The 18,866-nt window shown below is 47.2% G+C and carries 1 protein-coding gene; it reads right to left on the bottom strand.

Features of this window, described 5'->3' with window-relative positions:
* Positions 1 to 40: 40 nt before the first annotated feature.
* Complete coding sequence (locus tag R7Q47_RS07590; RefSeq protein ID WP_318088851.1) at positions 41 to 18,661, bottom strand: retention module-containing protein; 18,621 nt, start codon at positions 18,659 to 18,661, stop codon at positions 41 to 43.
* Positions 18,662 to 18,866: the final 205 nt, after the last annotated feature.

The raw sequence follows: 18,866 nt of genomic DNA, 5'->3' as shown, positions 1-18,866 counted from the left end.
CGGCTTATCAGAGCCGCCCATTTTTGTGTTGTATACAGGTTTATCCGTTATCAATAACACCGTTGTTCAGCAATGACTCTACAATCTCGTTGGAGCTGAGACCGTTGAAGTCGATTGAAGTACCTAAGTTTTCCACGACAATAGTCTGCTGAACATTTGCATCCGTCGTAATGTTCAGAGAAACACTTTCCGTCGATGCATCGTAGTCTGCCGAAATGTGACCAAGCAGATCATCCATGTCGATCATTGAGTTATTGAGATCAGAGATAACTTCACGTAAATCGATACTGTCTTCGTTAACAGTGAAGTCAGTAATGGTATCCACTGCCCCTTCATCAACGGAATCTACCGTCCACTTGAAGATATCGCTGCCGTCTCCACCCGTTAAGATATCTGAGCCTAAGCCACCGATAAGCACGTCATCACCATCACCACCCAGAATAACGTCGTCACCGTCTCCACCAATCAAGTTGGTACCTGTGTCTCCGCCGACTAAATAGCTGTCGTCCACTGCGGTTGACTGGTCAATATCGTCGCTATCACTACTCACATCCAAACTAATTTGGACAGGTGAAGACTGCGCTTCATCGCCATTAGATTCCGTTGATATCGCCGTAAGCGAAATATCGTAAGAACCGACATCAATACCACTGTTAGTATCTGTTGCGACAATTTCTAGCGTATCAATTTCATCGCTTGGTACTGTCCAAGTGGTACCATCGAAGCTAATGCCTGATGGAGAAACGCCACTTGTTACCTCAGCACTAGCTGGTACGCCCGTTAGCTCCAAAGACAGCACCTCGTCAATATCAGTAAGCGCCGCCATGATTCCGACAATCGCTAAACCTTGACTGCTCGCGGTTTGGCTAGCCGCAATTTGACGAATGTAATTAAACTGAGGATTGATACTCAATGTAGGTGCATCAGCTACAGGTGTCACATTGATAGTGAAGTCTTGATTCGCTTCCAATGCGGTACCCGATGCATTTTCGAAGTACACGCCGTTGTCTTCGACTTTCACCGATAAAGTGATTGAAGCTGCGTTGACATCTCCTGCATCCACAAATACACCCTCAGAAGCGTCTGTTGCTCCAAGAACGGAGTTAATATTATCTGGTGTGCCCATTAGGGTGATTTCACCAGCCATCCCCGCCCCAACAGTCACACCACTACCTGCTGGCGGCTCGACACGAAGGTCGCCCTCGGTAACTGTAAGAGTCACGGTCATGCTTTCATTTGCTTGTGCGCCCGCAAAGTCGACGTCACTCACACTAATACCCGTTACTTTCTGGCCATCAGCTTCATTGATCGTATCCGTTACCGACGTTGCAGTGATTTCAGGTGCGTCATTGGTAGCTTCAACATTCAACACTGCTGTGCCCGAGATTGTAATTGGGTCTGGAGCGCCGTTAGTGGTTCCGTCATCTGTGATTTCATAAGTGAAATTAACGTCACCAAAGAAATCTGCTGCGGGTTCAAACGTCCACTCTGTCGCACTCACTTGAGTCAGCGTGCCGGAAGCTGGATCCACTAACACAACATTATCGACGGTCAAGTTGTCTGACTCAGGATCACTTGCGTTGCTCAGCAACTCAGTATCCGTAATAGTTACCGAACCACCATCTTCTTCGGTACTACTCAACGTTACCTCTGATGTTACCGGTGCATCGTTCACCTCAGTGACTTCGAAGGTCGCCGTTCCTGACACCGTTTGAGGATCTGAAACACCGTTCGTTGTACCGTTGTCGGTAATGTCGTAGGTTAGATCGACCTTGCCGTTGTAGCCAGGCGCAGGAGTAAATGACCATGTACCTGTTACGTTGTCGAAATCCAATGTGCCGCTGCTTGGATCAACCAACTGGACATTGCTCACCATCAAGGTGTCGTTTTCAATATCAGACGCATTCGCCAACAAATCAGCTTGGGTAATATCAACCGCCGTACTGTCTTCTGCGATATCAGAAAGTGTCACTTCAAACGTCGTTGGAGCATCATTGACTTCCGTTACGTTGAACGATGCGCTGCCGTTAACCGATTTAGGATCGGATGCACCATTTGTCGTGCCATCATCTGTAATGGTGTACGTGATTTCAACTGGACCGTTGTAATCTGGTGCTGGGGTAAATTCCCACTCTCCCGTGCCACTGTTGAAAGTAATGCTGCCCGAATTCGGATCCGTTAACTGAACATTGCTAACCGTGAGATTATCGTTCTCTACGTCTGTCGCATTCGCAATAAGATCCGCTTCAGAGATGGAGAACACACCACTGTCTTCTTCAATATCCGGTAGCGTCACTGGCGTAGTTTCTGGGGTATCATTCACCGCTGTTACTTCAATATTGAAGCTGCTGCTGTTGGTATTTAGGGTGTCATCTACCCCACCAATTACGATACCTTCATTACCTTGGTCATCGACTGTCACGTCCACCTGAACGTCACCAAAGAAGTTCAGCTCTGGGTTAAACTCAATCAGACCGTCTGCAATGGCATTGTTTAGATCGGCCACTGTGCCTTTCAGTTCAACGGAGTCCGTACCATCACCGCTCACGGTTAGGTTGTAAGTAGCGATGAGCGTTGGATTAAGCTCCAAGATACCGCTGTCGACGTTCACATTGAGTACGTATTCAGCATTCGGATCATCGAGTACGGCATCAATATCAGTAATGCTGAAACCATCAAGCAGCATTGGCGTATCTTCTGGTGTTTCCACATCCACGGTATTGACGAACTCTGGACGATCGTTCACTGCTTCAACATCAACAGTGACATCAAACTCCTCTGCGGAGCCCAAGCTTTGACTGCCATCGAGCCCAGTATCAACGGCTTGCACTTTGAAATGCAGCGAACCATCCCATGAGTTATCGTTGCGATCACCAGAATTAAACACCACTTGATCCAAGTCTTGAGCATTGATTTCTAAGACAAAAACGCCGCCGCCTTGGTCAGTAAATACTGTCCCATCAGGTAATGAAACGCTCGCCCCACCAGGGACATTTGAGACCTCAACTCTCAGCGTCTCTGGATCATTTTCCTGGTAGTTTGCACCATCTCCGATGGACTCTTTGTTATCAACCACTAACGCATTTACATTAATAACAATGTCTTCGCCCTCATTACCTGCAGCCGAAGTGTCGGGATTCACATCAACATCATCACCAATAGGATTAACAATCAGCGTAAAGTTGTTGTTTCGTTCCGTTGGTACTTGTAGCAACTCCTCTTGAATGAAGACCGTAATACCTATCTCAGCCTCGCCACTAAAGTGTTTTGGCGGTTTAATTTGGATGTCACTCAGGTCAATGGACGTCTGAGTGAGATCTTTTAGTTGAATACTCCATTCGCCCCCACCGTTATTCTTAACAACATAATCAGAGGAATTGGATTTAACGATAAAGTCATCAGGAAGTCCCGTTAACTTGAGTGAAACGAAACTCTCAGAACCGTCATTATCGTTCAGGCTGATCGAAACACCAGAGCCCGATTGATTCAGCGAAATTAAAGTATCTTCGTCACCAATCACCGTGATTGGCTGCGTCGGATCGGCACCTGTAATGGTAATGTCATCAACGACTGGCGTAACTTCAAATGTGACATCGTCAGTGAAGGTTCTTACATCTATATTATCGCCAGAGTTATTCAAGATAGACTGATCAAACACAGCTTCATCAGTAATTTCTCCCTCGATATTAATCTTGACGGTATTTTGGCCACCACCTACGGGGTAATTTTCTTTTGGCTTAAACAGAACATTGTCAAGCGCACCAGCTAAAATCTCAGCTTCATTAAACTCAATACTGGTTCCTAAGCTGTTACCATTGGCATCAACAAACTCACCTAATGTTGTGTCATCAAGCTCTAACTTGATGTTCGTTAGTGTTTCTCGACCACCTTGAGTGTTGTTAAATTGATCGGCAAAATCAACACTCAAGTTAAGTTGGATTAAGCCATCTTCGTAACCAACACCATCCGCCGTGGGAACGTCGTTATTTAGATCAGTTACAGGTTGTTTGTTTGCATCCAAGCCGAAAGTACCAACGATATCTACTTTTACATTCGGTGTGACATCGCTATCCAACGGCTGATCCCCGGCTGAACTCGGAACGTCTGCAACCGGTAAAACCTGAACTGGAAACTGGACATTATTTTCTTTTTCATCACCGGACTCAGTGTCTTTAGTGACGAACCGAATTGGTAATTCGAAATCACCTGCGTAATCTTCTGCCAAGTGCATCGTCAAACCATCAAGGCCAGTAATATTTCCACTCGCATCGATATGGGCTTGGAACACGTATTTGCCATTGACAAAGTCGATATCCGTCCCCGTGATCACCAAACCAGGAGGAATGCCAGGAGCTGAAGGATCGACGATAATAGTCAAGACATCCTCCACGCCATCTGCATTAATCGCATCAACTTTCGACGTTAACTGAGCACCAAGGTTGATAGAATTATCTTCCAACGCTTGAATTTGGACATCATCAGCCACCTGAATCTCTGCCGCTACACTCATTTGTGGTGTGAGAACGGTAGGAAATTCAAGTGTCACATCCGTTTGGCGCATGACCGTCGCATCTTTTTCGTTGCCCAAATCTTCGCCCAAATCATTCACTTCTGCGTAAATGGTTAAGCCAATTTGAGAGAGACCACCGTTATCGCCATCGTCGCTGTCATCGTTTGGTGTTAAATCAAGACCAGACGGCGCTTTAATTGAGAAGTTATCTTCATTGGTTACTGTCCAACGACCTCCGCCTTCATTTAGTGCACCGACGATAACCAATTGGTTGAGGATCTCAGGGTCCACATTGTGAAATTGAACAACAAGTTGAGTCACCACTTCATCTGAAGACGCATCAAACTCTTGATATTTAATGATATGAGCACCAGATTCACCCCCCATAGAAGTGTTGATCGTAAAGTCAATGTTACCTTGATCGTCTGACTTCACGATATCGGTAGCACCACCACCACTTTCAGTGACAAGCAGACGGGTTTGGTCATCTATTGCCCCCGTCTTATCCTCTGGCTCAACGATTGGATTAACTTGGACATTCACCGTACCATTGATGGTTTTCTCAGCGATACCTTCACCGGGATTCGAAGCGTCAACATATTCATGGTCAATCTCTTTCACAGTGACGGTCGTGGTCAAGTCAAAGTCAGTACTTGAATCCTGCTCCAACTGGACTTGAACATAGCCACTCTGAGAGATTTTAGCGGAAAAATCTTGCTCTGATTCACCGGCTTGCGGTGAAAGCGTTAGTGTTCCAGAAACAAGCGTTTGTGCCACACCATCTACATAGACCGTGCTGCCTGGAGGAAATCCAGAGATGGTTACATCACTAAAGAATTCATCGGTATCAGGGCTTTGTACGAGCGTCGGTTTCCAATCGATGTCAAAGCGCGTATCTTCATCTCCCTCCGATCGAACAACGTAGTTATCTTGAGCGTCAATAACGGGTTCGACCTTGATCCTTACCTCTCTTTCAATCACACGACTATGACCATCATTCTCGGTAACAATGATCGTCCCTGTAATCGCAATGTTTTCAGTTGAAGAGGCTTCCGGAATAATTTGAATACCGGAATTAAAATTCAGCCCAGTGATGTTTGCTTCGTAAATCGGTTGACCGTTACCATCATAGCCAACAAAGGTGAGGTCAACGCTTGAGCCGTCTGAATCTACGACACGAACACCGTCGGGGATGTTGGACAGGATAACAGTAATGGCTTCTGAATCATCCTGTGGTCTATCGGCAACTTCACCAGATACAACCGAGAAGTTAAGGTTTACAACACCATTCTCTTCGATAGTCGTCTCTATCCCGGCCACATCTCCGTCTACGAACCGGTTCCAAACGTTCCCCGCGTCAATTAATACCGTGTCTGGTATGTCAGCAACACCTTTTACACCAACGATGACGGTCTTACTGCCCAGTGACAACACATCTTCTGTCGTACCGGTAGACAATGATGCTGTGTCTTTCACAATGCCTTCGACATTGAAAGTAAAGTCATCATTGCTGTGCAACGGAGGAAGAACTTCGACGTTCGCTAATTCAGACTCTGGCACTTCGTAATAAAGTACATTGCCGCCTGAATCGGTCACTTCTACTATCTGACTTGGGTTTGCTGAGTCCAGCCACACCAAAGTAACCCCATCAATTGAGAAGTTAGAAATGCGCACAAATAACGCTTCAGAACCATCTAAGTCCGCTGATGGTTTCATGGTGATCACTTCACTTAATTGGAGTGGGTCGTGATCAGTGACAGGGTCTACCGTATTTTGAGTTCGAGCGTTATCCTCAAACACATTAATTCGATTTACAGTAAAACTACCTTTATCCGCAACTGGGTTTACATCAATAATGATGGTTTCGGTTTCTGAGCGAGCGGTATCTTTCCCAAGCAGTGGATTGTTGTTTTCCGTCGTAATAGCGGTGACATCAATTCTGATTTCGCCCGAGAAGTTATCTATCGGATCAACTTGAACTTCATCAATTCGGCTTGCATCCACCAGATAAACACCACCGGATTTTGGTATCGCACTACCATCTGAATAGACTAACTCTGCGTTACCTTCTCCTTGTGTAAAGACAAGCTCGTACACAATGCCTTCAGGGTTACTAGTGTCTTGGGTTTCAGCCGTGATGTTAAGTGCGACATTGTTTCCATCTTCATCAACCGAGTAGTTAAATTCGCTGCTTGCCGTCCACGTTGCAATATCTGCAACGGCAGCAACTTCAATTTCTAAACGACCATTAATCGTATGATCTGGCGTACCATTGTTAAGAATTTCCACACGGATACGAGGATCGATACCAGAAGCATCGGTTGATGTATGACGATCTGGTACGAAGTACAAGTTATCTAGCGAGACAAGCTCACCATTGAATGACTGCTCAACATTTGATGCGTCGAGAACAACCGTATTGCCCACAGATGTTAATTCAATGTAGTTGCCACTGCCGTCTCTGTAGTAGAACGTACCGTTGTGAGTATCAGCATCTCGAATAGTGATGTCACCTAAGCTCTCGTTACGGTCGATATCATGTAAATTGATAACCAAGTCGACTTTCGCAGGGCTAACATCCAGCGTCGACAAGTTGTCCTGAGTATTTGCAGAGTCAACGCCCACAACGACACCATCACGCCCTTGGTCTTCGAACGCAGTAACGGTAGACGTGTCAATTTGCGCATTGCGGTCTCTTATCGAGATATCCACATCGGCATCTGCGATATCGCCATCACCATCGGTTGCAACAACGTTGATGGTGAAATCAATCGAGTCGGTTTCGGTATGGTCAAGATCGTCATTCGGACGGAATGACACACTGCCATCGGTTCGAACAACCAAACGACCGATTTCAGTATCCACTCCGTCAAGAACCTTGTGAACAAATACGATTTGGTCGCTGCCGTTCAAATCGACAGAATCAGAATCAACACCGTTTTGCTTAAAGTAAATGCCTGAATCATCAGCCGAGAATGAAGTCACTTGTGCGCCGTCAGCACCAAGGTCATCATCCCCCTCTACAGGGTCTTGGAATAAGTGAACCGTGCGGCTGCCTTGTCCTTCAACACGCGAAATAGATGCATCGTACAAGGTTGGAACATCATCGGTAATCGTCACTGGTAAGTTAATACCTGCCGTATCGCCATCGACATCTGTCGCAAAGACTGGGAGATCAAGTATAAGTGTATCTTCGCCTTGGGTTGAGTGGTCTAGCGCACCCTCAAGCGTAAACTTGTAAGAGCCGTCAGCGTTCAAAACTAGCGTGAACACTGAGGTACCATCAGGTGTTTGACCTTGATAAGTAAAGTTGTTGTTACTTACCGCGGTTTGAACTAACGCCACCGCAAGACCACCTGAAGTTACTCCTGGTATCGGGTTAGAAGTAAGATCCAGCTGATAAGAGACAACGGTATCTGCCCCTTCCACCGTATCGAAATTGCCCGTTGCTTCTAGGCTGTCTTTGTTGGTTGCCTGAGAGCCGTTGGCAAGGTCATCCTCATCAACAGCCAAAGCATCTGCTGATTTAATTTCGGGAATGTCATCAACTACGGTAATTGGAAGATTCAGTGATGATGACGTGTCACCATCAAAGTCTGTTACTGTAATTGGAATATCAATGACAAGGTTGTTTTCACCTTGAACAGCGTCATGGTCGATTGGTCCCAACAGCTCAAATTGGTAGCTGTCATTATTCGCATCAAGAGACAGCGTGAAGATCTTAGTTGATGTGCCAGTAATAACCGCTTCGTAACTGGTTACTCCACCATTCGTGCCTACTAGATTCAACTCGATGCTGCTGCCGTTCGACGTTAAGCCAGACACGACTGCATCGAGGTCTGAAACTTGGTAGCTGACAATCTTGTCTGCACCAGCAACGACCTCAAATCCGCCGTTCAATACCGTTGAATCACTACTTGTCGTGTCAGAGCCACCAGCAAGATCATCTTCATCAACGATTTGTTGGCTTGAGTCTGTCACTTTCACAATCGCTGGAACATCGTCCACTACTGTGATCGGCAAGGTGATGTTATTGGACACATCGCCGTCAAAATCGGTCGCGTTGACTGGGAAGTTGATGACTAACGAGTTTTCATCGTTACCCGCAGGATGATCAAGTGCACCCAACAGTTCAAATTCATAACTGTCTGCTGAACCATTTAGCGTCAGTTTAAAGACGGTGTCCGTCGTACCTTGTACATAAGCTCGGTACTCAATCACACCGTTTGAATTTGAAAACTCAACCAACTCAAGCGGTTGACCACCTGAGGTAAGTCCAGAAACAGGCGACGTTAAGCTATCCAACTGGAAGCTAACGATAGAGTCGGCACCATCAGTAACGTCAAAGTTGCCACCAATGATATTGGATTCTGGCGTGTCATCTGAACCTTGGCTTGGAATATCATCCTCATCCACAGACAAGGTACTACCAGAGCTAATAGCATCAATGATTGGCTTGTCATCTAAGATCGTCACTGGCAAGGTCGCAGTGATAGTATCGTTGTCGCCATCTGTAATCTTCACAGGTAGATTCAACAAAATCTCATCAGAGTTAACCGCGTGATCTAACTGACCAGATAACTCAAAGTCGTATTTACCATCTTGATGAAGTGTCAACGTGAAGACCGTCACTCCACCCGGAGTTTGTCCCACGTAAACAAGCGCGTCAGCAGTTGAAGCACCAACGTCTTGAGAAAGTGTTACCTCTTCTCCACCCGATTTCAGATTCGGGATAGGATTTGAGCTCAGATCCAATTCGAAAGCATCAATACCATCTGCGCTAGTGACTTCGAATTCACCTGATACCGTTAACGGCTCTTTAGTGCCATCAGAACCAAGAGGTAAGTCATCTTCGTCGACACGTAGACTTTCAATATTGGTAACCACTGGAACATCGTCCACAACGGTAATTGGCAATGTGAAGGCTGGTGAAGTATCACCATCATTATCTGTCGCCGTCACAGGGAAGTTAATAACAATCTCGTTTTGTTGATTACCATCTGGATGATCAAGCGGCTTCTGTAAATCGAACTCGTAGGTGTTGTTCGTTGCATCCAACGTCAGTTCGAACACCACTTCAGCAGGATTGCCAGCGACACCTTGGTATACGTTCACGCCGTTTGCGCTAGAAGACAGGACTAAGGTGATAGCTTCACCATCTGAAGTCAGTGACGCAACAGGCGTGGTCAGGTCACTCAGCTGAATAGAAGCAACTTGGTCAGCACCTTCGGTGATATCAAAAGCACCTGAAATAACAGTATCTTCTGCACTTGCAGCATCCGTACCTGCTGGTAGGTCATCTTCATCAACGGTTTGTTCGCTGCCTGCTAGCAAACCATCAATGGTCGGAACATCATCCACAACCGTAATTGGTAAGGTGATGTTGTTCGACACGTCTCCATCAAAGTCAGTCGCGTTTATCGGTAAATTGATGATCAGTTCATTTTGTCCATCAGCATTTGGATGATCGAGAGGAGCGAGCAAATCGAACGTGTAGCTGTCATCGGAGGCATCGAGGGTTACACGGAATACTGGTGTCGTCGTGCCATCAATACGAGCTTCGTAAACTGAAACGCCACCTGCGTTTGATACTTCAACCATAACCAGAGATTGACCACCAGAGGTCAGGCCTTGTACTGGCGTCGTTAGGTCAGAAACGCTGTACTCGACAATGCCATCAGAACCATCAGTCGCGATGAAGTTACCGGCAATGCTGTTCGACTGTGTACCATCAGATCCGACTGTTGGGATATCATCCTCATCAACCGTTTGCACACTTGTTGCTTCGATTCCACCAAGTGTCGGCTTGTCATCAACGATCTTGACAGGAATTGTCTCAGCAGAGGTATCGCCATCAAAGTCTGTCGCGATGATTGGGAAGTTCAGTGTCAGCTCGTCACTATCTACCGCGTGGTCGATTGGACCTTCTAGCGTGAAGTTATAAGAGCCATCGGTATTCACTGTCAGCGTAAAGACCGCTTCAGTCCCCGCTGTCGCTTCGTAAGTAAAGCTGCCATCAGCGTTTGCGGTTTCAGTCAGCGTGACTGCCACCCCTTGTGATGTGAGTCCAGCTACTGGTGTTGCAGAAGCATCGAGCTGATAGCTCACCACTCGGTCCGACCCTTGTGTGGTGGTGAAGTTGCCATCGATTGAAATCGGGTCAGTTTGGTCTGAGCCAATCGTACCTAAATCATCCTCATCAACGGTAATCGCATCAACATCGGTAATGGTCGGTTTATCATCCACGATGGTGACTGGGATCGTTTCTGTGGTGGTATCACCATCAAAATCCGTTGCGATGATTGGGAAGTTCAGCGTCAGCTCATCACTGTCTACCGCATGGTCGATTGGCCCTTGAAGCGTGAAGTTGTATGAGCCATCCGTGTTTACTGTTAGCGTAAATACGGCTTCAGTTCCTGCTGTCGCTTCATAAGTGTAGCTACCGTCGCCGTTTGCGGTTTCAGTCAGCATCACTGCCACACCTTGCGATGTTAGGCCATCAACTGGCGTTGCAGCCGCATCCAATTGGTAGCTCACTACCCCATCAGAGCCTTGCGTTGTAGTAAAGTTGCCGTCGATTGAAATTGGATCTGAGCCGTCAGAGCCAATTGTCGCTAAGTCATCTTCATCCACGCGGATCGCGTCTACGTCGGTGATGGTTGGTTTATCGTCAACGATGGTGACAGGCAGTGTTTCTGCTGAGGTATCTCCATCAAAATCTGTTGCGATAATCGGGAAGTCGATTTGCAGGCTGTCGCTATTCACCGCATGGTCTAGTGGACCTTGCAGAGTAAAGGTGTAGCTGCCATCTGGCTTCACCACCAATTCAAATACGGCATTGCCATCTGCTGTGGCAGTGTAAGTAAAACTACCGTCGCCGTTAGCAGTTTCAGCAAGCACGACAGGCTCACCATGAGAGGTCAACCCTGCTACTGGATTTGCGGTTGCATCAAGCTGGTATTTAACAACACTGTCTGAGCCTTCAGTTGTGGTGAAAGAGCCCGACATAAACGCATCATCGTTTTGGTCTGAGCCTATTGAGGCAAGGTCATCTTCGTCTACTGTTAGTGGGACAACGTTATCGATGGTTGGAACGTCATCAGTAATCGTGACTGGAATAGTCGCGGTTGTCGTATCGCCATCAAAGTCGGTTGCAATGATTGGGAAGTTCAGAACTAATTCATCGCTGTTTAGCGCGTGATCAACCGGGCCTTCCAGACGGAAGTTGTATGTACCGTCAGCATTCACATTCATGGTGAAGACAGGATTGCCATCCGCGGTAGCCACGTAAGTGAAGCTACCATCAGCATTCGCAGTCTCTACCAAGGTAACAGGCTCACCGTGAGAAGTTAAACCTGCGACAGGATCAGCCGTTGAATCAAGTTGGTAGCTCACTACACGGTCTGAACCTTGGGTAGTGGTGAACGCGCCTTCAACAAACACAGCGTCAGTTTGGTCTGAGCCAATACCTGATAAATCATCTTCGTCTACAGCCAGAGGCACAACATTATCGATGATTGGCGCATCATCCGTAATGGTGACTGGAATGGTTGCCGTGGTCGTATCACCATCAAAATCGGTGGCAATAATTGGGAAATCAATCGTCAGGCTGTCGCTGTTAGCGGCATGGTCAATCGGGCCTTGCAGCGTAAAGTCGTACGTACCATCTGTTGCTACATTCAACGTGAAGACTGGATTGCCATCTGCGGTTGCCACATAGGTAAAGCTGCCGTCGCCATTCTCGGTTTCCACCAAGGTAATCGCCTCACCTTGAGATGTCAGGCCCGCAACAGGATCAGCAGTTGAATCCAGTTGATAGCTCACCACTCGGTCAGAGCCTTGAGTGGTCGTAAACGCCCCTTCTACGAATAGATCGCCGCCTGGATCTGAGCCCACACCGCTAAGGTCGTCTTCATCGACACTTAACGCATCCACCGCTGTGATGGTCGGTACATCATCAACAATCGTAACTGGAATGGTTTCAGTAACGGTGTCGCCATCAAAGTCGGTTGCGATAATTGGGAAGTTCAGTGTCAACTCGTCACTATCAACCGCGTGATCAATTGGCCCTTCAAGTGTGAAGTTATAAGAACCATCAGTATCTACTGTCAGAGTAAATACTGGGTTGCCACCCGCAGTCGCTTCATAAGTGAAACTACCATCACCATTTGCGGTTTCAGTCAGCGTTACCGCTACACCTTGCGATGTTAAACCGTCCACCGGTGTTGCTGAAGCATCGAGTTGGTAGCTCACTACTCGGTCAGAGCCTTGTGTGGTAGTGAAGTTACCATCAATAGAAATCGGGTTGCTTTGGTCTGAGCCAATTGACGCTAGATCATCTTCATCAACCGTGATTGCGTCGACGTCAGTAATAACTGGCTTATCGTCCACGATCGTCACAGGGATCGTGGCGTTTGTGGTATCGCCATCAAAGTCTGTTGCGATGATTGGGAAGTTCAGTGTCAACTCGTCGCTATCTACCGCGTGGTCGATTGGACCTTCAAGCGTGAAGTTATAGCTACCATCAGTATTCACGGTCAGCGTAAAGACCGCTTCACTCCCCGCTGTCGCCTCGTAAGTAAAGCTGCCATCACCATTTGCGGTTTCCGTCAGTGTGACTGCCACGCCTTGTGATGTGAGTCCAGCCACTGGTGTTGCTGAAGCATCAAGCTGATAGCTCACTACTCGGTCAGAGCCTTGTGTGGTGGTGAAGTTACCATCGATTGAAATCGGGTCAGTCTGATCCGAACCAATCGTGCCTAGGTCATCTTCATCAACGGTAATCGCATCGACATCGGTAATGGTCGGCTTATCATCCACAATGGTGACTGGGATCGTTTCTGTGGTGGTATCACCATCAAAATCCGTTGCGATGATTGGGAAGTTCAGTGTCAGCTCATCACTACCCGTCGCATGGTCGATTGGACCTTGCAGCGTGAAGTTGTATGAACCATCCGTATTAACGGTCAGCGTAAATACTGCTTCAGTTCCTGCTGTCGCTTCATAAGTGTAGCTACCGTCGCCGTTTGCGGTTTCAATCAGCGTCACTGCCACACCTTGCGATGTTAGACCATCAACTGGCGTTGCAGCAGTATCTAATTGGTAGCTTACTACCCCATCAGAACCTTGCGTTGTAGTGAAGTTACCATCGATTGAAATTGGATCTGAGCCGTCAGAGCCAATCGTCGCTAAGTCATTTTCATCCACGCGGATTGCGTCTACGTCAGTGATGGTTGGTTTATCATCAACGATAGTGACAGGTAACGTCTCCGATGAGGTGTCGCCATCAAAGTCTGTTGCGATAATCGGGAAGTCGATTTGCAGGCTGTCGCTGTTCACCGCATGGTCTAGTGGACCTTGCAGAGTAAAGGTGTAGCTGCCATCTGGCTTCACAACCAATTCAAATACGGCATTGCTATCTGCTGTAGCTGTGTAAGTAAAACTGCCGTCGCCGTTAGCAGTTTCAGCAAGCACGACAGGCTCACCATGAGAGGTCAACCCTGCTACTGGATCTGCGGTTGTATCGAGCTGGTATTTAACAACGCTGTCTGAGCCTTCAGTTGTGGTGAAAGAGCCCGACATAAACGCATCATCGTTCTGGTCTGAGCCAATTGAGGCAAGGTCATCTTCGTCCACCGTGAGTGGAACAACGTTATCGATGGTTGGAACGTCATCAGTAATCGTGACTGGAATGGTCGCAATCGTCGTATCGCCATCAAAGTCTGTAGCAATGATTGGGAAGTTCAGTACTAATTCATCGCTGTTTAACGCGTGATCGACCGGCCCTTCCAGACGGAAGTTGTATGTACCGTCAGCATTCACATTCATGGTGAAGACAGGATTGCCATCCGCGGTAGCCACGTAAGTGAAGCTACCATCAGCATTCGCAGTCTCTACCAAGGTAACAGGCTCACCGTGAGAAGTTAAACCTGCGACAGGATCAGCCGTTGAATCAAGTTGGTAGCTCACTACACGGTCTGAACCTTGGGTAGTGGTGAACGCGCCTTCAACAAACACAGCGTCAGTTTGGTCTGAGCCAATACCTGATAAATCATCTTCGTCTACAGCCAGAGGCACAACATTATCGATGATTGGCTCATCATCCGTAATCGTGACTGGAATGGTTGCCGAAGTCGTATCACCATCAAAATCGGTGGCAATAATTGGGAAATCAATCGTCAGGCTGTCACTGTTAGCTGCATGGTCAATCGGGCCTTGCAGCGTAAAATCGTAAGTGCCATCTGTTGCTACGTTTAACGTGAATACCGGATTGCCGTCTGCGGTCGCCACATAAGTAAAGCTGCCATCACCGTTGGCGGTTTCCACCAAGATAATCGCCTCACTTTGAGAGGTTAGCCCCGCAACAGGATCAGCGGTTGAATCCAGTTGATAGCTCACCACTCGGTCAGAGCCTTGTGTGGTAGTAAACGCGCCTTCAACGAACAGATCGCCGCCAGGGTCGGAACCCACACCGGTAAGGTCATCTTCATCGACACTTAACGCATCCACCGCTGTGATGGTCGGTACATCATCAACAATCGTGACTGGAATGGTTTCCATAACGGTATCGCCATCAAAGTCGGTTGCGATAATTGGGAAGTTCAGTGTCAGTTCGTCACTATCCACCGCGTGATCAATTGGCCCTTCAAGTGTGAAGTTGTAAGAGCCATCAGTATCTACTGTCAGAGTAAATACTGGGTTTCCACCCGCAGTCGCTTCATAAGTGAAACTACCATCACCGTTTGCGGTTTCTGTTAGCGTGACCGCTAAACCTTGCGAGGTTAAACCGTCAACTGGTGTTGATGAGCCATCTAACTGATAGCTCACCACTCGGTCTGAACCTTGCGTGGTGGTAAAGTTACCATCAATAGAAATTGGATTGCTTTGGTCTGAACCGATTGACGCTAGATCATCTTCATCAACCGTGATTGCGTCGACGTCAGTAATCACTGGCTTATCGTCCACGATCGTCACAGGGATCGTGGCGTTTGTGGTATCGCCATCAAAGTCTGTTGCGATGATTGGGAAGTTCAGTGTCAACTCGTCGCTATCTACCGCGTGGTCGATTGGACCTTCAAGCGTGAAGTTATAGCTACCATCAGTATTCACGGTCAGCGTAAAGACCGCTTCAGTACCCGCTGTCGCCTCGTAAGTAAAGCTGCCATCACCATTTGCGGTTTCAGTTAGCGTGACTGCCACGCCTTGTGATGTAAGGCCGTCAACTGGCGTTGAAGAAGCATCGAGCTGATAGCTCACCACTCGGTCAGAGCCTTGTGTGGTGGTGAAGTTGCCATCGATTGAAATCGGGTCAGTCTGATCTGAGCCAATCGCGCCTAAATCATCTTCATCAACGGTAATCGCATCGACGTCGGTAATGGTCGGCTTATCATCCACGATGGTAACAGGCAATACGATTTGGCTTGTGTCACCATCGAAATCAGTAGCAATAACTCTAAAATCAAGGGTTAAGCTGTCGCTATTTGCCGCATGGTCAATTGGACCTTGCAGCTCAAAACTGTACGAGCCGTCGGTATTCAAAATTAATGTGAAAACTGCACTGCCATTTGCCGTTGCGCTGTAGGTGTAACTGCCATCTGCATTTTGCGTTTCGGCAATGGAAACGGTTTGACCTTGAGATTGCAGGCCATTTAAAGAATCAGCGTTTACATCCAACTGATACTGTACGACGCCATCAGAACCTTGAGTTGTCGTAAACTGACCTTCGACCAGCGTTGACTGTGATTGGTCAGAGCCTACCAAACTTAAGTCATCTTCATCGACGGTAAGAGCGACAACGTCATTAATGGTTGGCACATCATCGGCAATGGTTACCGGTAGAACAAGTGAACTGGTGTCACCGTCAAAGTCCGTTGCGACAATAGTGAAGTCTAGAGTTAAGCTATCGCTACCCACAGCATGATCGATTGGACCTTCAAGGGTAAATGAATAAGAACCGTCAGGGTTAACTTGTAAGGTGAAGATAGCGTCCCCTTCTGCCGTTGCAGAATAGGTAAAGCTGCCATCTGAATTGGTTGTTTCCGTCAGAGAGATAGATCGCCCCTGCGATTCCAACCCATTGAGTGGATCAGTGCCGCTCTCTAATTGATAACTTACAACACGGTCTGAGCCCTGAGTCGTCGTGAAGCTACCTTGCGCGAACACAGAGTCGCTTTGATCGGAGCCAATGCTTGATAAATCGTCTTCATCGACGGCTAGCGCATCAACGCCATCAATCGAAGGAACGTCATCTTGAACTTGAATGACAATTTGCGCAGCTTCTGGTGTGTTCGAACCTTCGGTAATAGAGGAGCGGTCACCATCCGCATCTACCGCGTAAACTGGCAGTGAGAAAGTGAGCGAGTCATCGTTAGCACCCGTATGGTCAAGTTGTTCATACAAGTTGAATTGGTATTCGCCCAATGCAGGTGCATCAATCGCCACATCAAATACGGTAATACGCACACCATCCAGCTCGATGAAGCCTTCGTAAGTACGTACGCCGTTACTCTCGGACGCTAGTTCTAGTTGAACAACCTGCCCTTGAGATTGGAGTTCTCCACCAACATTGAACTCTGTAGGTTCCAACTCATAGTGATCAATGATGTCACTTCCGACCGCTGTCGTGATCGACCCAGTACCACTTGTTACTGCCGCGCCTTCCTGTGAACCTTGGTCAACCCCCGCCTCGTCTAAAGACAATCCCGTCACGTTCTCAATCACTGGATTATCGCCATCGAGGATGGTCATCGTAAAGGTGTTGCTTGCCGTATCTTGGTCGAAATCGACGATTGTGGTTGGCAAAGAGAGCTCAATCGTATCTTCACCATTTGTTTGTTCTAACGGCTTAAATTGCTCAAATTGGTAGGTACCATCAGTATTCAAACTGATGGTTAAGACGGTTTCATTCGAGCCCGCAATGGACAAGGTGATAGTACTGCCGTCTTCAGAGAGTACCGCTTCTGTCGCCTGATTATCACTCAGTAGGCCATCGAACTGACTAAGTCCTTCTTGATTAAACGTGACCGTTGCCAATTGATCACTACCAATATCAACAAAAGTGCCAGTAATTGGTGTAGAAGAAGATTCAACGTTTTCAAAAGTAACGTTCTGCGGCGCAGGATCATCGCCATCAATAACGGTTGTCGTAAAATCGATAGGCGCTTGAATGCTATTACCACCAATATCTGCGCCTGTAATGTCAAAAGCGATATTGATTTGATCACCGACGATAGATACTTGGCCATCAGCGATGGACGCCACATGGTCAATACCCTGGCTAATCGTGGTAACGACCTCTAACTCTAAATCACGGCCTAAAGATGTCGCTTCGATCTCGATACGAAGCACTTCGTTACCACCTTGAGTGCCGATAATGGCATTTTGCGCTTCGTCGTAAACGAACGCTACTGGCTGACCACCAGAGGTAATGTCACTATTTAACTCGGTTAACAAAGACTCTAATGAGGACGTTTCAGGTACAAATGAAGCAGTATCAAGTGCGAGATCCCCTGCTTCAACCAGCACACTAGAAGAAATGGTTTGCGGGTAGCTAGATAGAGAAATTGAGCCTTCTGTTACGCTAGATTGCAGTGACTGCCCACCATCAGCAAAGATCGTGACATTCAAACCGTCATCTTCGTCGCGATCATCTTCTCCGCTGCGAGTCGCAGACGTTTCAAAAAAAGTAGACGCGAGTACTTCCGGGTTATTATATTCAACCGTCACGTAGCCAGCATTAGCCGAGCCTTCAGCACCTGCGCCAGCAGCTGTTGCTTCTAAGATAGCGGTAGGGTCAGCTCCGTCTAAAATAGCTTGCTGGATAGCGGCAATATCGTTGGCGTCGAAGTCAGCACTTCCAATAGCCGTTGGGTCAAAAGTCACCAAGCCATTAACTGGAGATTGTACCAATACTGGTTCTAGTGATTCAGAAGAAGGCACAGGAAGACAAGCAACACAATTTGCATCGACCAGATAAAGCTCATTATTTATCTGTACGTCGAGAGAAGCATTATTTTCTGTGATAATAATCTCGCCAGGTCTTAACTCATCCCCCGCTTTTATGACCTTAACGTTTCCATCCAGGCCCAAAACCAAAACTTCACCTTTGACAGCATTTACAATCGCGCTCTGCGGTACCGTGTGCGTACTCATCTGACCTCCGCTAATGGCTTACGTTTCCCATTAACCTTTTTAGATAATTTCTTATTAATTTAGTGCGGCATACTGCACACCTTTATGCGATTAAACTAAGTATTGAATCATTAAACAATCGATAAATACCCTACTACCGAGCAACATAAGTAAAACTTACTCGTAGTCACAGAAATGTGACACATGTGCTGACGCGTAGATATCG

The organism is Vibrio sp. Vb0349, assembly GCF_033338975.1.
This window is presented reverse-complemented; position numbering and strand designations above follow the sequence as displayed.